The sequence below is a fragment of the Polaribacter sp. P097 genome, assembly GCF_036864555.1.
Lineage (GTDB): Bacteria > Bacteroidota > Bacteroidia > Flavobacteriales > Flavobacteriaceae > Polaribacter.
In genome coordinates this window covers 241,141-264,690 of sequence record NZ_JAZETJ010000001.1, presented here as the reverse complement: position 1 = coordinate 264,690, position 23,550 = coordinate 241,141, and the positions used below count along the sequence as shown (strand labels likewise).

Sequence of the window (23,550 nt, the reverse complement as noted above, 5' to 3'; positions counted from 1 at the left end):
AACATATCTTGGTGGTGGAACTCTCTTAACTAATAAGTGAGACTATACCTGTATGTAAAAATATATTAAAAAGGCTTATCTCACGATAAGCCTTTTTCAATTCAATACAATGAAGAATATAAAATTTAAAACAATTCATAAAACTAAAATTGCAGATACCATAACTCCTGTTGTTTTGTATTTACGATTTAGAGATAAGTATGCGAATACGCTTTTACTAGAGAGTTCAGACTATCATAGTAAAGACGAAAGTTTCACGTTTATTGCTATTGAACCTATTGTGTCTATTAAAGCTGAAAATCATCATTTGAGTTTTTCTCATAAAGGTTTAGAGATTGCAAATGAAGAAATTGGTAGAAATTTCAATGAAATATTCCAAAAGTATAGTAAAACCATAGAGCTAGACTGTCCTTCAGAATTGAAATCGTTTAATGGATTGTATGGTTACACTACCTATGATTCAGTTCAGTATTTTGAAAACATCGAATTAACAGTACATGAGGCTCCTTCTGCAATACCTTTAATGCAGTACAGTTTTTACAGATTTATTATTGCCATTAATCATTTTAATGATGAAATGACCTTAATCGAGAATATTGAAGAAGGTACAAAATCTAGAATCAAAGAAATTCAAACTCTGATAGATGCACAAGCATTTAATACACATTCTTTTGATATTGTGGGTGATGAAACCTCTAATGTTAAAGGAGATGAGTTTATTGAATATGTAAGGAAGGCAAAAGCTCATTGTAAAAGAGGCGATGTTTTTCAGCTGGTTTTATCGCGCCAATTTCAACAAAAATTTAAAGGAGATGAGTTTAATGTATATAGAGCTTTACGTTCTATCAATCCTTCTCCTTATTTGTTTTATTTTGATTACGGTTCTTTTAAATTAATGGGTTCTTCACCAGAAGCACAGATAAAAATTTCTGCAGGTAAAGCAACTATAAATCCTATTGCTGGTACTTTTAGAAGAACAGGAGATATGGCTAAAGATATTCAGTTAGGTAAAAAGTTATCTGAAGATCAAAAAGAAACAGCAGAGCATGTAATGTTGGTAGATTTGGCAAGAAATGATTTAAGCAAACATGCAGACCAAGTGGAGGTAGAGGTATTTAAAGAAGTGCAATATTTTAGTCATGTTATACATTTAGTATCTACTGTAACTGGTCAATTAAAAGGCAATCCTATAGAAATTGTTGGAGATACTTTTCCTGCAGGAACTTTAAGTGGTGCTCCAAAATATAAAGCCATGCAATTAATAGATAGGTACGAAAATCAATCTAGAGGTTTTTATGGTGGTGCAGTTGGTATTATTGGTTTAGATGGTTCTGTAAACTTGGCAATTGCAATTCGTTCTTTCGTAAGTAAAAATAAAACTTTGTATTACCAAGCAGGAGCAGGAATCGTAATTCATTCTGATGAAGAAAAAGAATTACAAGAAGTAAATAACAAATTGGCTGCTTTGAAAAAGGCGCTAATTTTAGCAGAAAATATATAAAACAGCTTTTCGTTTTCGACTTTTAGCAATTTGTTAAAAGTCAAGAGCAAAAGTCAAGAGCTTTTAAAAATGAAAATATTAATAATAGATAATTACGATTCATTCACCTATAATTTGGTGCACATGGTTGAAGAAATTACAGGTACTTATCCTGCAGTTTTTAGAAATGATGAAATCAGTATAGCAGATGTAGACAACTACGATCTCATTATGTTATCTCCTGGTCCTGGTATTCCTGAAGAAGCCGGAATTTTAAAAGAGGTAATTAAAACCTATGCTGGTGTAAAACCAATATTTGGAGTGTGTCTTGGGCTACAGGCAATTACGGAAGTTTTTGGTGGTACAATTATCAATTTAAATGATGTGTATCATGGTGTAGCTACAGAGATGGAGGTTTCAGATGAAAATGCAGTTATTTTTAAAGATATTCCTAAAACTTTTCTTGCTGCACGTTACCATTCTTGGGCAGCTACAGATGAAGGTTTTCCTGCTGAATTAAAAGTAACAGCAAGAGATGAGGAAGGTCTAATACAAGCAATTGAGCATGTTGCCTACCCAATATCTGCAGTACAATTTCATCCTGAATCAATCTTAACAGAAGTGGGTGAGCAATTAGTAACAAACTTTATCAATGCAAATTCTAAATGAAAGCAATCTTAAATAAGTTATACAACCATCAACGATTAACAAAATCTGAAGCCAAACAAATTTTAAAAGATATTGCTTCAGAAAAATATAATGACGCCCATTTGGCTTCATTTATGACTGTTTTTATGATGAGACCAATAACGGTTGACGAACTTTCTGGTTTTAGAGATGCCTTAAAAGAATTGGCCATTAAAGTCGATTTTTCAGATTATAACACCATTGATATTGTTGGTACTGGAGGTGATGGAAAAGATACATTCAATATTTCTACATTAACTTCTTTTATTGTAGCAGGAACAGGACAAAAAGTAGCAAAACATGGTAATTATTCTGTTTCTTCTCAATCTGGTTCTTCAGACATGTTAGAGAGTTTTGGTTATCAATTTACAAATGATGAAAACATTTTAAAAGAGCATTTAGAGAAAGCTAATATTTGCTTTTTGCATGCACCAAAATTTCATCCAGCTATGAAAGCTGTAGGTCCAACAAGAAAAGCTTTAAAGTTAAAAACGTTTTTTAATATGCTTGGGCCATTAGTTAACCCAAGTTCTCCTAAGAATCATATGTTAGGAACCTTTAATTTAGAAGTTGCACGTTTGTACAATTATATTTTGCAAGATGAAGATATTAATTACGGAATTATTCATGCTTTAGATGGTTATGATGAAATTTCATTAACAAGCGGATTTAAGTTCTTTTCGAAGAAAGGCGAGTCTTTAATTAATCCTGAAGATTTAGGACAAAAGAGAATTCAACAATCAGAAATTTTTGGAGGTAATTCAGTTGCGGATGCAGCAAAAATTTTCAAAACTATTCTAGAAGGTGAAGGTACAGAAGCGCAAAATAATGTGGTGCTTACGAATGCTGCTTTTGCCTTACAAATTGTAGATGATACAAAAGGTTTTAACCAGGCTTTTGAAGAAGCAAAAAACGCTCTATTTGGAGGTAAAGCAAAAGCTTGTTTAACCAAATTAATACAGTTATAAATGTCTAAGAAAAACAATAATTTGTATTTAATTATTCCAGCTTTTTTATTTGTTGGTATGGCCATTGGCATTCAAACAGGTGGTATTCTTAAACAAGGAATTATTGGTTTAATAGTAGGTTTTATAGCTTTTCTTATATTAAGATTTCGAAATAATAAAATGAATAAATAAAGTCGATATAATGACAATTTTAGATAAAATAATCGCATTTAAAAAGAAGGAAATTGCTAAAATAAAGGCAGATGTTCCTGTTAAAAAATTAGTAGAAAGTCCGAAGTTTAAAAGAACACCAATTTCTCTAAAAAAATCTTTATTAGAAGTTGGTTCTACAGGAATTATAGCTGAGTTTAAGCGTCAATCGCCTTCTAAAGGTATTATTAATGATAAAGCAACTATTGCAGAAGTAACCAATGGTTACTTAGATGCAAATGTAGCAGCCCAATCTATTTTAACAGATACTTCTTTTTTTGGAGGAACGATGGCAGATTTAATGGAGGCCAGAGTAATCAACCAAGTTAAGCCGATTTTAAGAAAAGATTTTGTAGTTGATGGATTTCAGATTGTAGAAGCTAAAGCTATTGGTGCAGATGTAATTTTATTAATTGCAGCGTGCTTAACATCAGCAGAGCTAAAGAATTATGGAAATTTAGCAACAGATTTAGGTTTAGAGGTCTTGTATGAAGTGCATACTCAAGAAGACTTAGATAAAATATCGGATTTAGATAATAAAATTATTGGTATTAACAATCGTAATTTAAAAACTTTTGAAGTTGATTTAGATCATTCTATAAAATTAGCAAATCAAATTCCAGATACTTGTATAAAGGTATCAGAAAGTGGAATATCTGATCCTAGAATTATTACAGGATTAAAAGAATACGGCTTTCAAGGGTTTTTGATAGGAGAGAATTTTATGAAAACTGATAACCCAGGAGAAGCTTGTCAAGACTTTATTAATCAGATTAAATAATGGAACGAGTTTCTTTAGATCCTGTTTTACCTCATAATCCTACTATTTTTATTTTAGGAACAAAACCAGGGAATCTAGAGTTAAGGAAACAAGAGTATTATGCTAATAATGGAAATTCATTTTGGAAGATTATTTACGAGCTAACAGAAGAAGTTTTTAGCAATAACTACGCTGAAAGAATGGATTTGTTGAAACGAAATCATATTGCAGTTTGGGATATTATTGAATCTGGAGAACGTGTAAAACCAGGAGCTCAAAATGTGAAAAATGAAGTTCCAAATCCTGTAAATGAAATTGTTGAAATGTTTCCGTCAGTAAAACAAATAATTTTCAACGGACAAAAAGCGCATGATTTATATTTTAAACATTTTAGTAAAATTGAAGGCATTATTTACGAGGTAGTTTTATCTACAAGTCCTGCAAACACAAGGTTTTCGTTTAGAGAAAAATTAAATAATTGGAAAGAAACAATCATATGAAATTAAAAGTGTGTGGAATGAAATATGTAGAAAATATTCAGCAAGTGGCTGAATTACAACCTGATTATTTGGGTTTTATTTTCTATGAAAAATCAAAAAGAAATTTTGAAGGTATCATTCCAGACGTTTCAAATACAATTAAAAAAACAGGTGTTTTTGTTAATGAACATTTAGAAATTGTAATTTCATTAATAGAAGAATATAGGCTAGACGCCATTCAATTGCATGGAGATGAATCTGTGGCTTATGTTGCTGAATTAAAAAAGCATTTAGCAGAAAGAAGAGCCTTGTTTATTGAAGAAAATAAAACTATTAAAAAAAGAAAAAATCAACATTATATATCTAAAAATAAGATTGAAATAATAAAGGTTTTCGGAATTAAAGATTCTTTTAATTTCGAGGATTTACAACCTTATTTAGAAGTGGTAGATTATTTTTTATTTGATACAAAAGGGAAAGAAAGAGGAGGAAATGGAACCAAATTTAATTGGTCCGTTTTAAAGGATTATCCTTTTGATAAGCCCTTCTTTTTAAGTGGAGGCATAGGTTTGGAAGATGTAGATGAAGTTAAAAAAATAATAGGCTCTAATTTGCCAATTTATGCTTTGGATGTAAACAGTAAATTTGAAAGTAAACCAGGAGCTAAAAAAATAGAGGAGTTAAAAAAGTTTAAAAAAGAATTATTTGTGGAATCATAATAATCTTGATTTTATACAATAATTCATAACAAAATATAGAGATATGAAATCAAAATTTCAGCCAGATAAGAATGGTTATTTTGGGCAATTTGGAGGCGCATTTATCCCTGAACTTTTACATCCGAATGTAAAAGAATTAGAAGATAATTATATTCAAATTATCGAATCTAAAGAATTTCAAGACGAATATAAATCGCTTTTAAAAGATTTTGTAGGCAGACCTACACCTCTTTATTTAGCCAAAACTTTGTCAGAAAAATATGGTGCGCATATTTATTTGAAAAGGGAAGATTTATGTCATACAGGAGCTCATAAAGTAAACAACACAGTGGGTCAAATTCTAATTGCTAAAAAATTAGGTAAAACCAAAATTATAGCAGAAACTGGTGCAGGTCAGCATGGAGTTGCAACAGCTACTGTTTGTGCATTAATGGGCTTAGATTGTACTGTTTTTATGGGCGAAAAAGATATTGTACGTCAAGCACCCAATGTTGCACGAATGAAAATGTTAGGTGCTAAAATTGTACCTGCAACTTCGGGTTCTAAAACTTTAAAGGATGCTACAAATGAAGCCATTCGTTATTGGATTCAGAATCCAGAAACATTTTATTTAATTGGGTCTGTTGTAGGGCCACATCCACATCCAGACATGGTTGCACGTTTACAAGCAATTATTTCTGAAGAGATGAAATGGCAATTAAAGGAAAAAACGGGTAAAGAAAATCCTGATACTATTATAGCTTGTGTTGGTGGTGGTTCTAATGCTGCTGGTGCTTTTTATCATTATTTTGATGATGAAGATGTAGAGTTAATAGCTGTAGAAGCTGCTGGTTTGGGTGTTAATTCTGGTGAAAGTGCTGCAACTTCTCAATTAGGGGAAGTTGGTATTATACATGGTGCTAAAACTATTTTAATGCAAGATGAATATGGGCAAATTGTAGAGCCTTATTCTATTTCTGCAGGGTTAGATTATCCTGGTGTTGGCCCATTACACGCTTATTTATATGAAAGTGGGAGAGCCAAGTTTATGAACGCCACAGATAAAGAAGCGTTAGCTGCAGGTTACGAATTAACCAAATTAGAAGGTATTATTCCTGCTTTAGAAACAGCACATGCTTTAGCGGTTTTACCTAAAATTGATTTTAAGAAAGATCAAGTAGTGGTTATAAATTTATCTGGCAGAGGAGATAAAGACTTAGAAACATTTATCAAACATTTAGAAGATTAAACATGAACTCAATTCAAAAGATATTTCAAGAGAAAGATCAAAACTTATTATCTATATATTTTACTTGTGGTTATCCAGAATTGAACGATACAAGTAAAGTTATAAAAGCTTTAGAAAATAATAATGTAGATTTTATTGAAGTTGGTTTGCCTTATTCAGATCCGTTGGCAGATGGACCAACCATACAAGATAGCAGTCAGCAAGCATTAAAAAATGGTATTAATTTAGATGTTGTTTTTGATCAGTTGATGGAAATTAAAGTTTCTAACAACACACCATTAGTTTTAATGGGATATTTGAATCAAATGTTAAAGTATGGAGAAGATAAATTCTGCAAGAAAGTTGTAGAATGTGGTATTGATACTTTGATAATACCAGATTTACCTATGGTGGAGTTTGAAAACCATTATCAAAAATTGTTTGAGAAATACGGTTTAACAAATGTATTTTTAATTACACCTCATACTTCTGAAGAGCGTATTCAAAAAATTGATAATTATACAAATGCGTTCATTTATGTGGTTGCTTCAGCATCGATTACAGGTGCAAAAGGAGAAATATCAGATCAGCAAATAGCCTATTTCGAAAGAATTAAATCGATGAACTTAAAGAGTAAATTAATAATTGGTTTTGGTATTTCTGATAACAAAACATTTACTACAGCATGTAATTATGCAAATGGGGCGATTATTGGTTCTGCCTTTATCAAAAGTTTAAAAACTAACGGAGTTTCTGGAATTGAGAATTTCATCTCTGGAATTAGATAATAGTTTCAAATAACAAATAAAAAAAGCGATGTTTTAAACATCGCTTTTTTTATTTTTCTAGTTATGTATTAATTGATAGTTGTAGTAACTTCAATAACACCATTGGCACCTCTTAAACCATAAATTGAAGTTTCTGGGCCTTTTAAAACTTTAACCTTTCTAATAGTTGTAGGTACAATATCTCCAAACGAATCAACGTCTACTGGTACACCATTTAAAATTAATAAAGGAGCTCTACCACCACCCCAAGAAGCTGTTCCTCTAATTCGAATTTGATTCGTTGTAGAAACATTAACTCCTGCAACTTTTCCTCTTAAATAGTCATAAATATCTCTAAACTGAATAGGATCTGCTACTTTTGTATCACGACTTCCTGAAACATAATTTTCATCATTGCTGTCACTAACTATGTTAATTATCATAGAAGATTGCCCTTTATAAGCTACTTTTTTTACACCTACTAAAGGTGAAAAAGCAGTAATTTCTTTTGGAGCTTTGTCTAGTTTTACTTTAAAGTAACCTGCTTTATTGGCTACTCTTCTTTGTTTTACATTATCAATTAAAATAACTGCTCCAGGAACTGCCTGGTTATTTGCATCTTTAACTAATATTGTTAATTTAATTTTTTCTTTAGACTTTTTTTCTTGTGCTGTACTATTAGTAGCAAAAGTAAAAGCCACTAAAAGCATTAGAGTTTTTATTATTTTCATATCGTTTGAATTTTTAATAATACATCAAGAATAATGCCAATGTATTTAGCATAATTCGCAATAAAAATACTGAAAATAAACTAAATTTTCAATGTATTGTCTTTTTTTAACTACTCTGATTGATATACTTTCTCGCCATTTAAATAGGTAGCTAAAGCTATTGTTTTAGGTAATTTAGCCTCTTCTACAGTCATAATATCTTGATTTAAAATTACAAAATCTGCAAATTTACCAATCTCAATACTACCTTTTTCATCTTCTTCAAAATTAGAATATGCAGCCCAAAGCGTCATTCCTTTTAATGTTTCTTCTCTAGAAAGTGCATTTTCCATTTGAAATCCTTTTTCAGGATAATTGTTTAAATCTTTTCGGGCTACAGCAGCATAGAAGGTATAAAAGGGATTTACCTTTTCTACAGGAAAATCTGTACCTAAGGCAACTTTTCCATAATTATCTAAAAGGTCTTTAAATGCATAGGCGCCTTTCATTCTTTCAGAACCTACTCTGTCTTCTGCCCAATACATATCTGATGTTGCATGGGTTGGCTGAACAGATGGTAGAATATTATCGAAATTCTTAAAGTCTTCTGGACTTATGATTTGAGCATGCTCAATTCTCCAACGTCTATTTTGTTTATTTTTAAGAACATTATTATAAGTTTTTACCAACCAAGTATTAGCAGAATCTCCAATAGCATGTGTATTCATTTGAAATTCAGAAGCTGCAATTTGTTTAGCCAATTCTTGATATCTTTCTGGAGAATAAATTAAAGCACCAAAATGGTTGTCTCTATCTGTGTACGATTTTCTCATTGCTGCTCCTCTAGAGCCTAAAGCTCCATCACCATAAACTTTAAAAGATCTTACATTTAAATAGTCGGTTTTGTAAATTCCCTTGTCTAAATAGTAATCTATTTGTTCTTGTTTATCGCCAGAAATCATGGCGTAAATTCTCATTTTTAAACTATTGTTATTTTGTAAATCATCAATAAGTTCAATAGTATTTCTATCTAAACCAGCATCATCTACAGTTGTTAATCCGTACGAAAAACAAATGTCTTGAGCGTCTAATAAAGCCTGAACTGCTTCTTCTTTAGAAACTGTAGGTATCTTGATAAAATCCATAGCAGAGTCAATTAACACCCCAGTTATCTTACCATTTTTTTTAATGATTTCTCCACCAGTAACTTTAGTTTCATTTGTAATTTCGGTTAAGTCTAATGCAGCTTGGTTTACTAAAAGGGCATGCCCATCAACTCGAGTTACTGCAACTGGTGTGTTTGGAAATAATTCATCTAATTTTTCTTTGGTAGGAAACTCTTTTATGTCCCAGTCATTTTGGTCCCATCCACGACCTGTAATATAATTGGTATTCTTTTCTTTTTGAAATTCTACTAATCTTTCAAGTACATCATCATAACTTGTTGTGCCCTCCAAATCTACTTTTTGTTGTTGTAAACCCATTCTATAAAAATGGCAATGTGCATCTATTAAACCTGGAACAATCGTTTGGTTTTTTGCATCAACAATATTATCTGATTGGTATTTTTCTTTAATATCTGAGGTAGATCCTACTGCAACAAACATTCCATCGTTAATTGCAAATGCTTCTACATTATCAAAGTTTGAATTTACAGTGTATGCATTTGCATTAATTACAATTAAATCTGCCTGTTCTTTTTGACAAGATGTGATTAAAATTAGAGATAGAAAAAGTGGGTATAATTTTTTCATTTTTAGAATTTAAGCATTTATATAAATTAAATAAGCACCGTAAATCAAAACAAATTGAAATGGTATTCTTACAATAGCTATTGTTTTAGAACCAATGGCAGGTCTTTTTTTGGTAACATCCCATATATGAATTGGCAAAAGAAATATTAGTAAAAATATGATACCTAATGCAGCCATTTTTTGCGTTTGAGGAACAAAGACCCCAATACCTAGTACTAATTCTATTAAGCCAATAACATAATTAACTAGTTTTTTTGGAAAAATTTCAGGGATAAAATGTTTAAAAACATTTGGTTTTATTATGTGCATAATTCCTGCAAAAGAGAAAAACCCTCCAAATATTATTTTTAATACGATAATTAGAATATCCATAAAATTATAATTTTACAGGGGTATCTCCATAAAGATATTTATCCATTAAATATACAATGCTAGCCATAGATGCACTACCTAATTCTAACTCACGTTTGTTTACTTTATCAAAGGTATCTCTGCTTGTATGATGGTAATCGAAATAACGCTGTGAATCTGGTCTGTAACCCACCAAGGTTACATTCTCATCTTTTAAAGGACTAATATCTGCACCAGAACCACCTTTGTCTATATCATGTAAACCATATGGAGCTAAAAGTTTTTTCCAACTTTGCAGTAGGCTGGTGTTTGCATTATTTGCATCAATAGAAAAACCTCTTGGAGTATGTCCTCCAGAATCTGATTCTAACCCACCAATATGATTTTCTTTATTTAAAGTCGCTAATTCAGCATATTTCTTTGCACCTCTAGTACCATTTTCTTCGTTCATAAAGAAAACGATGCGAAGCGTGTTTTTTGGTTTGATGTTATTTTTCTTAAATAAATAGGCTACTTCTAAAGATTGTACAACACCTGTACCATCATCATGAGCACCTTCACCTAAATCCCATGAGTCTAAGTGACCACCAACCACAAATATATTTTCTGGAGTTTCAGACCCTCTAATTTCGCCAACAACGTTAAACGAAGGCGCATCTGGTAAAGTTTCGCAACTTTGTTTGAAATAGAATTTTAAATTTGGATTCGTGTCTAAGTCTTTACTTAAATTTTCTGCAGCTAAAGAGCTAATTGCAGCAGCAGGTATGTGCTGTTCAACTGGTAAATCTCCATAACTCATAGTTCCTGTATGAGGATAATCATCTATAGCATTGGTCATAGATCTTACAATTACACCTTTAGCTCCGTATTTACCACAAACTGCAGCACCTCTAACTCTTTGATCTACACAGCCTCCATATGCTTTAAAGGTGTGAATTAATGTATTGTCAAAAGGTCTATTAAAGAACACAATTTTATCTTTCATTTTATCTCCTAAAGCTTCTGCTTCTTCAAGACTTTTAACTTCTATTACTTCTGCTAATACTCCAGATTTTGGTGTAGCTACAGAAAAACCTAATGCGCAAATAGCAACATTCTTTTGCTCACCATTTGTAGTGTATGTAGCTATTTCTTTCTCGCCTCTAACCCAATGAGGAACCATTACTGGTTGTAACCAAATTGAATCTAAACCAACTTCTTTCATTACTTTTTCTCCCCATTCAACAGCCATTTGTGCCTCTGCAGATCCAGATAATCTACCACCAACATTTTTGGTTAAATCTCTTAACCATTCATACGATTTACCATCTGTAAGAGCAGCATTGAATAGCGATTTAATTTGTGTAGAATCGGTTTTTTCTTCTGTAGTTAGCTGAGTATCGTCTATAGTTTTTTCTTGTTTTTGATTACAAGAAATCATGAAAAGAATTAGTGAAAGAAAGAGTAGTGTTTTTTTCATTTTGTAGTTTTTTATTAAGTTTATAAAACTACGAAAATCATAATAGATTATGAATACAAATTAAAAGGATTTAAACCTGTTCTAATAGCTTGATAGACTCTTTATATACATATTTGTATTTCTTTTTATTACTTTCAATCATATTATCAATTTCAGAAATGATAACATCTAGCGTTTTTTTTGCATCAATACCGTTATTTTGTCTCACTAAAAAACGAGCATATTCTAACCTTTCTGGGTAATTCGAATATCTAATATTGGTTTTCTTAAATTCACTTTCCGCTTTTTCATTAAAGCCACATTGTTCTAATGATATAGCATAAATGCAAATGGTGCCTTTAAAAAACTTATCTAAATCTATTTCACCTACACATTCCACTACCTTTTTATAATTCTTTAGTTCAAAATGGCATTTAGCCAATTTATTTAAGGTGTGTTTATCTTCGTAAGAGATAGATTCTAAAGCTTTTTCGTAATAAAGTATAGCCTCAGGAAAGTTTTTGTTTTCTCTGTATGCATCTGCCAAGTTAGATTTATTTTGAAAAGAATCTGCAAGATGTAGCTTTTCTTTAAGATCTTTAATCTTTTTACCAGGATTTAGAGAGTTTCTAATTTTATGGTTTGTATTCGAAATATTTTTGCTGCTCACAATTTCTAAAAAGAAGTAAACAATAGCACCAATTACAGGTACAAAAAATACTATGAAATACCAGTAGTAATCATTTCTGCTTTTATAAATATGAAAGATACAAAACGCTTGGAAAGCGATTAATAGGTAATAAATCATAGAAGCACAAATATAATTAAAAACTAGGCTGTTACTCTATGCTTTTTAGATAAGTTGCTCTTTTTGGTTGTTAAACGCTAATTTGTTAGAAATCAAACTTATAAGTTAGCCCTCCAAGAACTTGAAAACCTTGCACATTAAAGTTGGAAAATCTCTGATAATTATTATTTAAAACGTTATTTAATTTTACAAACGCAGAGAACTTATCAGAAAAATGATAACCTCCATTTAAATTAACATCAACAAAAGAATCAAGGGTTTGAGCACCACTAATATTGAATGAAGAACCAGAATATAAAATATCTTTTCTTTCTCCTACAAAAAATATGTTGGTGTTGGCATACCATGTATTGGTTTTGTATTTCGCGCTAAAGGACGCTTCTAAATTGGGTAAATTCCAAGCCTCTGTTTCTGTGGTAGATTCGTAATGGTTAAATTGAAATTGTGATGATAGTGAGAGTTGTTTAGAAAGGTCATATTCTAATTCTGCAGCTAAAGAAATGGTTTGTACATCATCATAAACTATTGAAAAAGAATTACCATATTCATATCCCCTAAATAAAATACCATTATTACCATTATTTGCTCCATTTGATTTTGAATAGTTTTTTACAAATAATGCTTTGTCTTCTTCATCTTTAAAAGTAGCTGATAAATTATAGCTCAAACTTTTATTTAGAATTCCGTTAAAACCTAAAAAAGCGTTGTATTTTTCATTTGTTTGGGTAATAAATTGAGTAGGACTAATAAATGGATTTTCGCTTGAGAAATCCTTATAAGTATTGGTTTTTAAATTTCCTAAAACACCTGCATACACTGTAAGATTATCTTTCAGTATTGGTTTCTGAATTTGAATATCAGGATAAACTAAAAAATGATTCACCTCATTTTCTGTATCAAAAGCAGCAAAGAATTTAAAACCAAGTTTTAAAGAAAAATCTCCAAATTTAGTGTTATACTCAGGATTTATTTTTGCTGTAAAAATCGAATAATCTATAGCAATTGCGTTGGTGAATTCACGTTCAAAAGAACCTCCTAAATATTCAAGACCTGTTTTTATTTGAATATTATTGAAACTAGAATTTAAAAAATCAAGAGGTAAATCTAAATTTGTATTTAAGTTGAATTTATATTCAGCGCTGTTGTAGTCATCTTTAAAATACTCTAATGATAATTGACTATTGGTAATGTAAGCATCAATAAAATCAATATCACCTACCAAATTAAAATAATTGTAAGTTTGGTTTTCGTTAATATTTCCTATAGCTGTTTCAGTAAAGGTTGGTTCATCTATTCCATACCAATTATAGGTATTCCTTTCTCCTTTTAATGTGATGGTCCAATCAAAATAACGCTCTTCTTTTTTGTAAAAAATAGATGCGTTTAAATTGCTGAAATCGCTATTTAATTTGGTGTTTTCAATATTATCTAATGATCCAGTGTACTTAGCAGATAGCCCAAATTCGCTTTGAAAACGTGTATAATTATGTAGATAAGTTTCAACATAAGGCGAATTAAAATTACCATAACCTAAAGCTGAAAAATTTTTATATATGCGTTCTTTTACACCAACATCAATACTTTTTGCAACGCCACTTTTAGGTATAAATGTTGAAGCAACAGGAGCTGAATAAATGGTGTACTTCAATTTCTTCTTTTTACTTTTTGCTAATAGCTTTATAGTAGGGTTTTGCTTAATTTTATTAGCATCTGCAATTTCAGGATTGTAGGTAGTAACTACCTCAATAACTTCTGTTTTAACAGTATCTATTTTACTGTTTTTTTTAGCCGGTTTTGTGCTTTGTGCGTGAGAAAATAACGTTCCTAAAAACAACACGAAAATTGTTAAATACTTTTTCATTATTTTTTATTTTTAGAAGTTACTGAGTTATTGGTTTTAGCTTCACTTTCTTTAATCACTTTTAATTCTTGTTTTGCTTCTGTTACAATATCTTCAAACTGACCGAAATTTTTAATAATGTTTTCTAAAATAAATGTGGCTTGATAAGCGTCTTCTAAGCTGTAATAATTTTTAGCCATAATTATATAACTTTTCACACCCCAATATTTGTAATTACTATAATCTGCAATTAAGCCTTGTACTACTTTTGTGGAATTTTCATACTCGTTTTCTTTGTTTAAAAAGTACGCTTTATAGTATAAGGTTTCTGCTTTCAATTCGCCATCTGCTGTTTTCTCTATTGTAGTAAAATACTCTTTTGCAGTATCAAAATCTTCGGTTTTAAAAGCGGTTCTAGCTATAATTACTTTTGCATCTAAAATAACTTCGTTATCTAATTTATCTTTTGATAATACTTTTTTTGCATAGTTTAAAGCAGCATCATTTTCATTTAAAGTTGAGTAGCCTTTCATTAAATTGCTCTGTGCAAACAATATATTTTCTGCACTATATGCTTCTTGCTCTAGCCTTAATAAATAAGGTTCAGCTTCTTTAAAGTTATTCTCTTGCAAATAGATTTGAGATAATTTTGCTAAAGCATCTTCACTAAATTCTGTTTGACCTGCCTCTAAAACAACTATATATTTATCTATAGCTTGTTTGTAAAGGGCTTCTTTAAATAAAATATCTGCCAAATAATAATTGGCTTTTAAACTATTTTTACCATTAGGAAAACTTCGTAAATATTTTTTTAAACTAAGAATGCTACCATTATTTTTACCTTCAAAATATTTACGTTCTGCAATTGCGAAACTTGAATTTTCTAACTCAGAATCTGATACTTCAACAAAATTTAAAGTTTTTGTCCAAGTTACATATTCATTTAGTCGATCTTCATCTACATAAATGTTTTTTGCATTTTTTACGGCTTCTAAAGCTTCTGATGAATTAGGGTAGGTTTGTGCTACTTTCTTAAAGTTATTTAAGGCAAGTGAGTTTTTATTTTGATTGTAATACAACAACCCTTCACGAACTAAAGCAGTAGGAATAAACACGCTTTTAACGTGTTTTTCTTGCAAACGATTATAAGCTTGATGCGCTTTTTCGTAATCTTTTAGCTTTGTGTAAGTTGCTGCAAGTTGAAATAAAGCATCATCTTTTAATGAAGAAATTTGGTAATTATTTATCACTTTTGTTAAGGCATTTACTTTAGCTTCATTTTTATTTTGAAATCCATAACTCATACCAGTTTGATACATTGCATAATCTGCATCTAAACCTGAATTATCTACAATTACTTTATAAGCTCTAATGGCTTTCTCGTAATTTCTAATGGCAAAATAGCTGTCTCCCAAACGCAAAAAACTATCGTCTTTACTATTTTGATCAATATTACCTTTACCTGAAAATTGATTGAATGTTAACGCTGCTTTTTCATAATCTTTTAATTTAAAATGGCAATATGCAATATTGTACTCTAATAAAGGAAAATCTTTATTATTAGCACTTCTTAAACTATTGTTGAGTGCAATAAATTTAGAAAGAGCTTCTTCATAATTCTCTAATCTATATAACGTTTCTGCTTCCCAATACTTGGCTTTTCTGCTAATTTCAATAGTGTTTGATGTTTTTGCTGAAGTGAAAAAAGCTAAAACTTCAGAGATTTTTTTCTCATTAAATAATTGAATTCCTCTGTATAAAGAAACCTCTAAACTTAAATTTAAATTTTCGGTAGATTTCTTCTTTTTAAGGTATTCTAAAGCACCCTGATAATCATTTTCATGAATAAAAGAGGACACAATTAATTCGTTTATTTCTTTATAAGAAGTAGAATTAGGATATGTTTTTAAATAGTTTTGCAGCACATCAGATACATTCTCAAAAGGATTGCCTTCTTCATAACTTAACTTGGCATAATTTAACGCGGCATCCTCTTTTATGCTTGAGTTGTAGCTCATTTCACTAGCAGTTTTAAAAGCATTTAGTGCCTCATTTTTCTTTTCTATGTTCAAATAACATTCAGCTAAATGATAGTAGGCATTTTGTGCAACTGCATTTTCTTGATCAATAATTTTATTAAAATAACTTATGGCGTTTTCAAAATCATTTTGTTTAAAATAGGCGTAACCTAATTGATAATAATCTGTGTTATTCCATTTGCCATTTTTACCTTTATATCCTTTTAGGTAAGGAATTGCTTCTTCGTATTTGTTCAGATTAAAATAACTTTCACCAATAATTTTTGATATTTCAGAAGCTTCCTTTCTTTTGGCAGTTTTTAAAAGTTCTTTACCAACAGAAATACATCTTTCAAAGCTACCTGCCTTAAAGCTAATGTCTAATAAGTAATAAGAAATTTCGGCTTTGTAAGAATCGTTGTCTGCAATTTCTTTTAAGGTAGATTCTGCTAAGCCATAATCTTCTAATTTGTAAGAAATATAACCATAATAATACCTAGAATCATTACCATATTTGGCATCATTTATTAGAGGTAAAAATTTATCTTTCGCCAAATCTAAACGTTTTGCAACTAGCAAACCATAACCCATTTTAAAGTTGATTTCTTTTTGGTTTTCTTTAGATAAACCGTCCAAATTTACTTTTTGATACCATTTTAAAGCATGAGCTGCTTTCTTATTAGCAAAGTAATAGTTACCAACCTTAAAAAATGCTTTATTTTTTTTATTGCTTGCAGGATAATTTTCTACAAAACTCAACACTTTTTTATCTGCATCTGTTTGATTTAATTTAATGCCACACATTGCATTGTAATAACTTGCATCAGCCATTAAAGTGCTTTTTGGTGAAGCACTATTTTCTACAATTGCAAACGTTTTTTGTGCAGCTGCATACGCTTTATTGTTATACAGCTTTAAAGCATCGTTAAAATTAGCTTCTGCATTTACATCTATAATAGACTGTTGAGAAAATACTACAGAGGTAATCGTAAAAAAGAATAGGAATAAAACTTGTTTTGCCATAAAACGAATTTTCATACAAATGTTTTAGTTATAAATTCACTAACGAAGATTTCTACAAATTGTTGGATTATTATTGAAAAAATCACGAAAAAAATAATTCAAAAATAAGAATAGTTGTAAAATCTTGTGCTAAAATCAATAGAAACTTATAAGTTTGTATAAACTACTATTTTATGGAAAAAACAGTTTTACATTTAGAAAATGCTGATATTTATCAGAGAGATAATCTGGTACTATCTAAAGTAAATTTAACCATTAATAAAGGTGAATTTTATTATTTAATTGGAAAAACTGGAAGTGGAAAAAGTAGTTTAATGAAAACGCTTTATGGCGATTTAAAATTACAAAGAGGTACAGGAACCATTGTAGACTTTGATTTAAAAAAATTAAAGGAGAAAGAAATTCCGTTTTTAAGAAGAAAAATAGGAATTGTATTTCAAGATTTTAAATTGTTAAGTGATAGAACTGTTTTTGAGAATTTAGAATTCGTTTTAAAAGCTACTGGTTGGAAAAACAAAGAGGAAATGAAATCTAAAATTAACGAAGTTCTAGATAAAGTTGGTATGCAATCTCAATACTACAAGAAAACTTTTGAACTTTCTGGAGGTGAGCAACAAAGAGTGGCAATAGCTAGAGCACTTTTAAACGATCCAGAATTAATTTTAGCAGATGAGCCAACAGGTAATTTAGACCCAAAGACCTCTTTAGAGGTTATGGATTTGTTGAATAAAATTCACACAAGTGGTAAAACTATTTTGATGGCCACTCATGATTATCAGCTAATTGTAAAGTTTAAACACAATACTTTAAAGGTTGAGGCTGGAGAACTTTTTGAAGTTACACAGCAAACTACGGTTTCTTAATAATAGATTTTTGAGTAAAAAGAAAATTTTTGTTGCAGTTACAAACGATATTTCTACAGATTATCGAGTGCACAAAATTTGCAATTATTTAATTTCTAAAAATTATGAAGTAACTATGTATGGTAGAGTTTTACCAAATACAATAAACGTAGATCGATCTTATAAAATAGTACGCAAAAAACATTTTTTTAATCATAATTTTTTGTTTTATGCTGAATTCAATTTAAGGTTATTATTCACATTACTATTTACAAAAACCGATGTTATTCTTTCTAATGATTTAGATACATTACCAGCATGTTTTTTTGCGAGTCGATTTAAAAAAGTAGAATTGGTTTACGACAGTCATGAGCTTTTTTCTGAAGGACCAGAATTACAAGGTAGACGATTTGTTCAAAATTTTTGGAGAACCTTAGAAAATTACTTTTTACCTCGCGTTAAAAAAGCCTATACTGTTAGCCAATCTATAGTCGAGTTTTATCATTCAAAATATCAGAACAATATGGGGTTAATAAGAAATATTCCGTTAAAAAAAGATGTTTTAGAGGTAGAAGAGGTATCATTTCCCACAGAAAATAAAACCATATTGTATCAAGGAGTTTTAAACCCTGGTAGAGGTCTAAAACCGATGATTAAAGCACTTCATCATATACATAATTTAGATTTAATTATTATTGGTTATGGTAAAGTAGAAGAGGAGCTAAAAGAGTTTGTAGTAAAGCAAAATATGCAACATAGAGTTCATTTTATGGGCAGAGTTGCTAGAGAAAAGCTATTTAATTATACTAAAAAAGCTACTTTAGGAATGGTTTTAGAAGAACCTTTAGGGTTAAGTTTTAAGTATGCTTTACCCAATAAATTGTTTGATTATATCCATGCAGAAATTCCAATTATTTCAGGTAGACTGCCTGAAGTAGAAAGAATTATAAATGATTTTAATGTTGGAGTGTTGGTAGATGATTATCAACCGATAACCATTGCCAAAACTATAAATGATTTATTAGCTAACAAGGAGTTACTCACAGAAATTAAAAGCAACCAGCAAAAAGCGAAAGAAATACTTTGTTGGGAAATTGAGCAAAAGAAATTAGATCAATATTTTTAAAAGTAAAATTATCAAAACTAAATTATCCATAATAATTCCTGTATTTAATAATCTTTCTGGATTGCAGAAATGCGTAGAAAGTATCAAGCAGCAAACGTTTAAGAATTATGAAGTTTGGATAATTGATGGTGGCTCATCTATAGAAACTCAAAATTATTTAGGTAGTTTAGAAAAACCATTTTACTATCAATCTAGAGTTGATAAAGGTATTTATGATGCCATGAATAAAGGTATAGTTTTATCTAAAGGAGAGTATCTTCATTTTTTAGGTTCAGATGATGAATTGTTTAATGAAAATACCTTGGCTACTGTTTTTGCAGAAGAATCTAGCACAGAAAATACGCTGATTGCTGGTAAGGTTATTTATGAAGGAAATAAAAGTGCTTTTATTTACAATACAAAGAAAAAGGTGAAAGATGTATATTGGTCTAAATTTATGTGGGTCAGAAATGGATTGCATCATCAAAGTACATTTTACAAAAGAGAAATTTTTGATACCATTAAGTACGATTTAAAATATCCAGTTTTAGCAGATTATTGGTTGAATTTATATCTGTTTAAAAATGATTTTACTTGTAAAATTTTAGATTTGCCTATTGCTAAGTGTAGTTCAGATGGGGTTTCAAAATCAGGAGATTGGACTATTTATCAAGAAGAGATAAATCTAAAAATTGATTTAAGTAATAAATTTTTTAAACCATTATTTTATATCATTGCCAAGACCAAATATCTTTTTCGCAAACAATTAAATGATTAACAGAAAAGAAATAGCAAATTTCATAGTAGAAAAATTAAAGACTGATAAAGAACAGTTGGTTTGTGCATACAAGAAATCAAAAGATACAATTGGTTATTTTTTTGTAGATGATTTGCTTCCTGAAGAATTGGTTGAAAAAATTCATCTAAATTTTCCTGACTTAGAAGCTACCAAAAAACGAAAAAGTATTAGAGAGCATAAATATGTTGCTTATCAAATGAATAAGTATGCTCCCATTTTAGAGGAAGTTATTTATGCTTTTCAAGATCTTCGAGTGGTAAAGTTAATCTCAGAGATAACAAGTATACCCCATATTTTGCCCGATGAAAAGTTATATGCAGGTGGTTTATCATTGATGGCAAAAGGTAATTATTTAAGTCCGCATTTAGACAATTCACATGACAAAGACAGGCAACTTTGGCGTGTGTTAAATTTACTTTATTACGTAACTCCCAATTGGAAGTTAGAAAATGGTGGCAATTTAGAGTTATGGCCTAAAGGTTTAAAAGATAAACCTGTTGCTATAGAAAGTAAGAGTAACAGATTGGTTATTATGGCTACACATCAAAAATCTTGGCATTCCGTAAATAATGTTTTGGTAGATGATGTAAGATGTTGTGTTTCTAATTATTACTTTTCTAAACAGCCATTACTCGAAGATGACGATTTTCATGTTACCACATTTAGAGGAAGACCTTCACAGAAAATGAAAGATGCAGTCTTAAAATTAGACAATAGTTTAAGAAGTTCTGTTCGTAAAATTTTTAAAAAAGGAATTAGAGAAAATCCTCATCAATATAAGAAATAGTTATAGCTCAAAAATGACTGGCTTATTCTTACGAACGTAATATTCATCAACCAAACTAGCGTTAACAAACTGAGTTTTATTAAATAACTTTTGGCCATAAGCTTCGTGTATATGTCCAAAAACATGCAATTTAGGTTTTACCTGTTTTACTCTTTCACGCAAAACTTTACAACCAACATCTTCACCATCTTTTGTTTCGTCTAAAATTCGAAATGGTGGGCAATGTGTAATTAATACATCTGTACTTTCAGGTATTTTATCAAAACTAATTTTTCGTTGAGAAGTAGTCTTATTAAACGCCCATTGATAAAAAGCAGGTTGATCTGGACTTCCCCAAAATTGAATGCCATCTATTACAACTCCTGAATTTTCTAAATAAGTTACGTTGTTAGGTATAAGTTTAGCAATCTCTTCTTTTTTCTTTCTTTCAAAAAGAAAATCATGATTACCAGCTATAAATATTTTGTGTTTATGAGGTAAGTTAGCAAACCAGCTTAAAAATGAAGACGTTTCAATACTATTTCCTTTATTAGTAATATCACCTGCATGAATAATAACATCGCCAATTGGCAATTCATTATCCTTAATAAACTGGTGTTTATTATGTGTGTCAGAAATTAAAACAATCTTCATAAATTTATATAAAAAAACCTCAATTAAATAAATTAGTTGAGGTTTTAAATTGTGGAGACGCCGAGAATCGAACTCGGGTCCAAACAAGCAGCCAAAAAGCTTTCTACATATTTAGTTCTTTCTTAATTTTCGATCAAAAGCTGATTAAGAACAATCCACTTTTAACTTAGCTTTTTTAGTTTCGAAAACCTGCCAAAGCTACAAGTTTTCTATGTTTATTTTTACGATGCCCATAAATGAAACGCCATAAACCAAGGCTTTTCGTGGACATAAAGCTTGCTCACCTTGTGAGCCGAGGCTTAATCCTACTATAATTCAGATTAGGCAGCTAAAGCGTAGTTATCTTCGCCGTTTAAAAAGTTGAAATAAGTTTTACAAGAATCATTTCACTCCTTGATATGCTTACAAATTCACTGTCCTTGCTGTCAAAACCAGTCGTCCCCAAAATAATTTGGGCGTTACTTTATTTTAAAAGCATTTAAAATTAAAGTCAGGCTTTCACTACTCGTTTTTTATTCTATTACATTTCATAAAAGAACTCAAACAAATCGTTCAATCCTTAACGCAGTCTGCAAAAATACAAAAAACATTTGCATTAGGTTTACAATTTTTATCATATTGTTAAGACAGTTTTTGTACTCAAATTTTTAAATTTGAGCAAACAAAAATTATGATTAAGAGAGGAACACAAGTAAAATGGAAATGGGGAAATGGCACTGCAGAAGGCAAAGTAGAAGAAACCTATACAGAAAAAGTCACCAAAACAATTAAAGGTAACGAAGTAACTAGAGATGGTGAAGAAGGTAATAAAGCCTTATACATTAAGCAAGAAGATGGCAGTGCAGTACTAAAATCAGAAAGTGAAGTAGAGAGGGCATAATCTCTAAAAGAAATTTTTTTAACGCTTTTTTCAGTCTATCTTTATACACTGAAAAAAGCATTTTTATTTTAAGTCATATGAAATTCGGAATTATAAAAGAACGTAAAAATCCACCAGATAAAAGAGTGGTTTTTTCACCAAGCAAACTGGCATTATTAAAAGAAAAGTTTCTTAAAGCAGAAGTAGTTGTAGAAAGTTCAGACATCCGAATTTTTAGAGATGAGGCTTATCAAAATAAAAATATAGAGGTCACTACAGATGTTTCTGACTGTGATGTACTTTTAGGAGTTAAAGAAGTGCCAATAGAAGCTTTAATACCAAATAAAAAATATTTTTTCTTTAGTCATACTATAAAAAAGCAGCCTTATAATACAAAGTTGTTAAGGGCCATTTTAGAAAAAAATATAGAGTTGTACGACCATGAAACCATCATCAAAGAAAATGGGGCAAGACTAATTGGTTTTGGAAGGTATGCAGGAATTGTAGGTGCCTACAATGGTTTTAGAGCAATTGGCTTGGCTACAGAAAAGTTTAGTTTACCAAAAGCAGAAACATTAGACAGTCAAAAAGAATTAATATCAAATTTGAATAGTATCAATCTTTCTCCGATTAAAATTTTACTTACTGGAAATGGTAAAGTAGCTTATGGAGCTAAAGAAATGTTAGATGCTATGAATATAAAAGAAGTATCTGTAGACGATTATTTAAATAAGTCTTTTAATGAAGTTGTGTATTGCTTAGCAGATGTACTAGATTACAATAAGCGTAAAGATGGCAAGGTTATAGATAATTTTGATTTTTATAATCACCCAGAAAAATACGAATCGGATTTTATGCGATTTGCAGCAGTGACCGACTTTTTTATAGCAGGTCATTTTTATGGAGATGGAGCACCTTTTTTATTTACTAGAGAAGATGCTAAACAAGTAAACTTCAAAATTAAATATGTTGCAGATATCTCTTGTGATATTGATGGGCCTGTAGCTTCAACTATAAAAGCATCAACTATTGCAGAACCTGTGTATGGGTATGATCCTTTAGAAGAAAAAGAAGTCGACTACAAAAACGATAATGCTATTGTGGTTATGGCTGTAGATAATTTACCTTGTGAATTGCCAAAAGATGCTAGTGAAGGATTTGGAGAAATGTTTCTCGAAAATGTAATTCCAGCTTTTTTTAATAATGATAAAGATGGTGTTTTAGCTAGAGCTAAAATGACAGCAAATGGCAAACTAACAGACAGATTTTCTTATCTACAAGATTATGTAGATGGTTTAGAGTAGCATTGTAATTCATAAATAACGAT

At 30.3% G+C, this 23,550-nt stretch carries 23 protein-coding genes and 1 other RNA gene; 15 read left to right on the top strand and 9 right to left on the bottom strand.

Features of this window, described 5'->3' with window-relative positions; genetic code table 11:
• Nucleotides 1–109: 109 nt before the first annotated feature.
• The 9 genes from V7R38_RS01305 to trpA all read left to right on the top strand — a co-directional run bounded on the left by V7R38_RS01305 (nt 110) and on the right by trpA (nt 7,277).
• Complete coding sequence (locus tag V7R38_RS01305; RefSeq protein WP_334055717.1) at nt 110–1,501, top strand: anthranilate synthase component I family protein; 1,392 nt, start codon at nt 110–112, stop codon at nt 1,499–1,501.
• A gap of 69 nt (nt 1,502–1,570) precedes the next feature.
• Nucleotides 1,571–2,149 (top strand): anthranilate synthase component II, encoded by a 579-nt coding sequence (locus V7R38_RS01300; protein WP_334055716.1) that lies wholly within the window; start codon nt 1,571–1,573, stop codon nt 2,147–2,149.
• Nucleotides 2,146–3,135 carry an anthranilate phosphoribosyltransferase gene (gene trpD / locus V7R38_RS01295; protein WP_334055715.1) on the top strand — a complete coding sequence of 330 codons (990 nt, stop codon included), beginning with the start codon at nt 2,146–2,148 and terminating at the stop codon, nt 3,133–3,135. Before V7R38_RS01300 ends, trpD begins: the two co-directional genes overlap by 4 nt.
• Entirely contained in the window at nt 3,136–3,306 is a 171-nt protein-coding gene (locus V7R38_RS01290) for a hypothetical protein (protein WP_334055714.1), read from the top strand.
• A 10-nt stretch (nt 3,307–3,316) separates the two neighbouring features.
• Entirely contained in the window at nt 3,317–4,105 is a 789-nt protein-coding gene (trpC, locus tag V7R38_RS01285; RefSeq protein ID WP_334055713.1) for an indole-3-glycerol phosphate synthase TrpC, read from the top strand.
• Nucleotides 4,105–4,584: a DNA-deoxyinosine glycosylase gene (locus tag V7R38_RS01280; protein WP_334055712.1), complete on the top strand. Its 480-nt coding sequence runs from the start codon at nt 4,105–4,107 to the stop codon at nt 4,582–4,584. The genes trpC and V7R38_RS01280 overlap by 1 nt, the downstream gene beginning before the upstream one ends.
• A 17-nt stretch (nt 4,585–4,601) precedes the next feature.
• Complete coding sequence (locus V7R38_RS01275; protein ID WP_334055711.1) at nt 4,602–5,282, top strand: phosphoribosylanthranilate isomerase; 681 nt, start codon at nt 4,602–4,604, stop codon at nt 5,280–5,282.
• 43 nt (nt 5,283–5,325) lie between these two features.
• Complete coding sequence (trpB, locus tag V7R38_RS01270) at nt 5,326–6,510, top strand: tryptophan synthase subunit beta (RefSeq protein WP_334055710.1); 1,185 nt, start codon at nt 5,326–5,328, stop codon at nt 6,508–6,510.
• Between the two features lie 2 nt (nt 6,511–6,512).
• Nucleotides 6,513–7,277: a tryptophan synthase subunit alpha gene (gene trpA / locus V7R38_RS01265; protein ID WP_334055709.1), complete on the top strand. Its 765-nt coding sequence runs from the start codon at nt 6,513–6,515 to the stop codon at nt 7,275–7,277.
• A 68-nt stretch (nt 7,278–7,345) separates the two neighbouring features.
• Here the strand turns inward: trpA and V7R38_RS01260 are convergent, their stop codons facing one another.
• The 7 genes from V7R38_RS01260 to V7R38_RS01230 all read right to left on the bottom strand — a co-directional run bounded on the left by V7R38_RS01260 (nt 7,346) and on the right by V7R38_RS01230 (nt 17,198).
• A complete protein-coding gene (locus V7R38_RS01260; RefSeq protein WP_015482165.1) occupies nt 7,346–7,987 on the bottom strand; it encodes a TonB-dependent receptor plug domain-containing protein in 642 nt (213 codons plus the stop codon).
• A 110-nt stretch (nt 7,988–8,097) separates the two neighbouring features.
• Nucleotides 8,098–9,720, bottom strand: coding sequence for an amidohydrolase (locus V7R38_RS01255; RefSeq protein ID WP_334055708.1), 1,623 nt, complete (start codon nt 9,718–9,720; stop codon nt 8,098–8,100).
• 9 nt (nt 9,721–9,729) lie between these two features.
• Nucleotides 9,730–10,092 (bottom strand): DoxX family protein, encoded by a 363-nt coding sequence (locus V7R38_RS01250; protein WP_015482167.1) that lies wholly within the window; start codon nt 10,090–10,092, stop codon nt 9,730–9,732.
• A 4-nt stretch (nt 10,093–10,096) separates the two neighbouring features.
• The gene (locus V7R38_RS01245) at nt 10,097–11,530 is read right to left on the bottom strand and encodes a M20/M25/M40 family metallo-hydrolase (RefSeq protein ID WP_334055707.1); all 1,434 of its coding nucleotides are present in this window, start codon (nt 11,528–11,530) and stop codon (nt 10,097–10,099) included.
• Nucleotides 11,531–11,600: 70 nt separating this feature from the next.
• A complete protein-coding gene (locus tag V7R38_RS01240; protein ID WP_334055706.1) occupies nt 11,601–12,317 on the bottom strand; it encodes a hypothetical protein in 717 nt (238 codons plus the stop codon).
• A gap of 85 nt (nt 12,318–12,402) precedes the next feature.
• Complete coding sequence (locus V7R38_RS01235; protein WP_334055705.1) at nt 12,403–14,178, bottom strand: hypothetical protein; 1,776 nt, start codon at nt 14,176–14,178, stop codon at nt 12,403–12,405.
• On the bottom strand, nt 14,178–17,198 hold the full coding sequence (locus V7R38_RS01230; protein WP_334055704.1) for a tetratricopeptide repeat protein: 3,021 nt from the start codon (nt 17,196–17,198) through the stop codon (nt 14,178–14,180). Before V7R38_RS01230 ends, V7R38_RS01235 begins: the two co-directional genes overlap by 1 nt.
• A 173-nt stretch (nt 17,199–17,371) precedes the next feature.
• On the opposite strand from V7R38_RS01230, the gene V7R38_RS01225 reads away from it, so the two are divergent.
• From V7R38_RS01225 to V7R38_RS01210, 4 genes are read left to right on the top strand one after another with little or no spacing between them, the layout of a single operon-like run.
• On the top strand, nt 17,372–18,061 hold the full coding sequence (locus V7R38_RS01225) for a cell division ATP-binding protein FtsE (RefSeq protein ID WP_334055703.1): 690 nt from the start codon (nt 17,372–17,374) through the stop codon (nt 18,059–18,061).
• Nucleotides 18,062–18,071: 10 nt separating this feature from the next.
• Nucleotides 18,072–19,166, top strand: a complete 1,095-nt coding sequence (locus tag V7R38_RS01220) for a glycosyltransferase (protein WP_334055702.1) — start codon at nt 18,072–18,074, stop codon at nt 19,164–19,166.
• The gene (locus tag V7R38_RS01215; RefSeq protein WP_334057099.1) at nt 19,153–19,923 is read left to right on the top strand and encodes a glycosyltransferase family 2 protein; all 771 of its coding nucleotides are present in this window, start codon (nt 19,153–19,155) and stop codon (nt 19,921–19,923) included. The genes V7R38_RS01220 and V7R38_RS01215 overlap by 14 nt, the downstream gene beginning before the upstream one ends.
• Nucleotides 19,916–20,731 (top strand): 2OG-Fe(II) oxygenase, encoded by an 816-nt coding sequence (locus V7R38_RS01210; protein WP_334055701.1) that lies wholly within the window; start codon nt 19,916–19,918, stop codon nt 20,729–20,731. The genes V7R38_RS01215 and V7R38_RS01210 overlap by 8 nt, the downstream gene beginning before the upstream one ends.
• Here V7R38_RS01210 and V7R38_RS01205 read toward each other — a convergent pair whose 3' ends face one another.
• Nucleotides 20,732–21,364, bottom strand: a complete 633-nt coding sequence (locus tag V7R38_RS01205) for a metallophosphatase domain-containing protein (protein ID WP_334055700.1) — start codon at nt 21,362–21,364, stop codon at nt 20,732–20,734.
• Nucleotides 21,365–21,413: 49 nt separating this feature from the next.
• Nucleotides 21,414–21,807: a transfer-messenger RNA gene (ssrA, locus tag V7R38_RS01200) on the bottom strand.
• A 227-nt stretch (nt 21,808–22,034) separates the two neighbouring features.
• On the opposite strand from ssrA, the gene V7R38_RS01195 reads away from it, so the two are divergent.
• Nucleotides 22,035–22,244 (top strand): DUF2945 domain-containing protein, encoded by a 210-nt coding sequence (locus tag V7R38_RS01195; RefSeq protein WP_334055699.1) that lies wholly within the window; start codon nt 22,035–22,037, stop codon nt 22,242–22,244.
• A 77-nt stretch (nt 22,245–22,321) separates the two neighbouring features.
• Nucleotides 22,322–23,527, top strand: a complete 1,206-nt coding sequence (locus tag V7R38_RS01190; protein WP_334055698.1) for an NAD(P)-dependent oxidoreductase — start codon at nt 22,322–22,324, stop codon at nt 23,525–23,527.
• Nucleotides 23,528–23,550 lie beyond the last annotated feature (23 nt).

Bases quoted from the DNA above. Each gene is read 5' to 3' on its own strand.
- V7R38_RS01210 (WP_334055701.1), top strand. From the start codon at position 19,916: ATGATTAACAGAAAAGAAATAGCAAATTTCATAGTAGAAAAATTAAAG.
- V7R38_RS01205 (WP_334055700.1), bottom strand. From the start codon at position 21,364: ATGAAGATTGTTTTAATTTCTGACACACATAATAAACACCAGTTTATT.
- V7R38_RS01245 (WP_334055707.1), bottom strand. From the start codon at position 11,530: ATGAAAAAAACACTACTCTTTCTTTCACTAATTCTTTTCATGATTTCT.
- V7R38_RS01195 (WP_334055699.1), top strand. From the start codon at position 22,035: ATGATTAAGAGAGGAACACAAGTAAAATGGAAATGGGGAAATGGCACT.
- V7R38_RS01260 (WP_015482165.1), bottom strand. From the start codon at position 7,987: ATGAAAATAATAAAAACTCTAATGCTTTTAGTGGCTTTTACTTTTGCT.
- V7R38_RS01250 (WP_015482167.1), bottom strand. From the start codon at position 10,092: ATGGATATTCTAATTATCGTATTAAAAATAATATTTGGAGGGTTTTTC.
- trpC (WP_334055713.1), top strand. From the start codon at position 3,317: ATGACAATTTTAGATAAAATAATCGCATTTAAAAAGAAGGAAATTGCT.
- V7R38_RS01280 (WP_334055712.1), top strand. From the start codon at position 4,105: ATGGAACGAGTTTCTTTAGATCCTGTTTTACCTCATAATCCTACTATT.
- trpB (WP_334055710.1), top strand. From the start codon at position 5,326: ATGAAATCAAAATTTCAGCCAGATAAGAATGGTTATTTTGGGCAATTT.
- trpA (WP_334055709.1), top strand. From the start codon at position 6,513: ATGAACTCAATTCAAAAGATATTTCAAGAGAAAGATCAAAACTTATTA.
- trpD (WP_334055715.1), top strand. From the start codon at position 2,146: ATGAAAGCAATCTTAAATAAGTTATACAACCATCAACGATTAACAAAA.
- V7R38_RS01235 (WP_334055705.1), bottom strand. From the start codon at position 14,178: ATGAAAAAGTATTTAACAATTTTCGTGTTGTTTTTAGGAACGTTATTT.
- V7R38_RS01300 (WP_334055716.1), top strand. From the start codon at position 1,571: ATGAAAATATTAATAATAGATAATTACGATTCATTCACCTATAATTTG.
- V7R38_RS01290 (WP_334055714.1), top strand. From the start codon at position 3,136: ATGTCTAAGAAAAACAATAATTTGTATTTAATTATTCCAGCTTTTTTA.
- V7R38_RS01240 (WP_334055706.1), bottom strand. From the start codon at position 12,317: ATGATTTATTACCTATTAATCGCTTTCCAAGCGTTTTGTATCTTTCAT.
- V7R38_RS01275 (WP_334055711.1), top strand. From the start codon at position 4,602: ATGAAATATGTAGAAAATATTCAGCAAGTGGCTGAATTACAACCTGAT.
- V7R38_RS01305 (WP_334055717.1), top strand. From the start codon at position 110: ATGAAGAATATAAAATTTAAAACAATTCATAAAACTAAAATTGCAGAT.
- V7R38_RS01190 (WP_334055698.1), top strand. From the start codon at position 22,322: ATGAAATTCGGAATTATAAAAGAACGTAAAAATCCACCAGATAAAAGA.
- V7R38_RS01225 (WP_334055703.1), top strand. From the start codon at position 17,372: ATGGAAAAAACAGTTTTACATTTAGAAAATGCTGATATTTATCAGAGA.
- V7R38_RS01230 (WP_334055704.1), bottom strand. From the start codon at position 17,198: ATGGCAAAACAAGTTTTATTCCTATTCTTTTTTACGATTACCTCTGTA.
- V7R38_RS01255 (WP_334055708.1), bottom strand. From the start codon at position 9,720: ATGAAAAAATTATACCCACTTTTTCTATCTCTAATTTTAATCACATCT.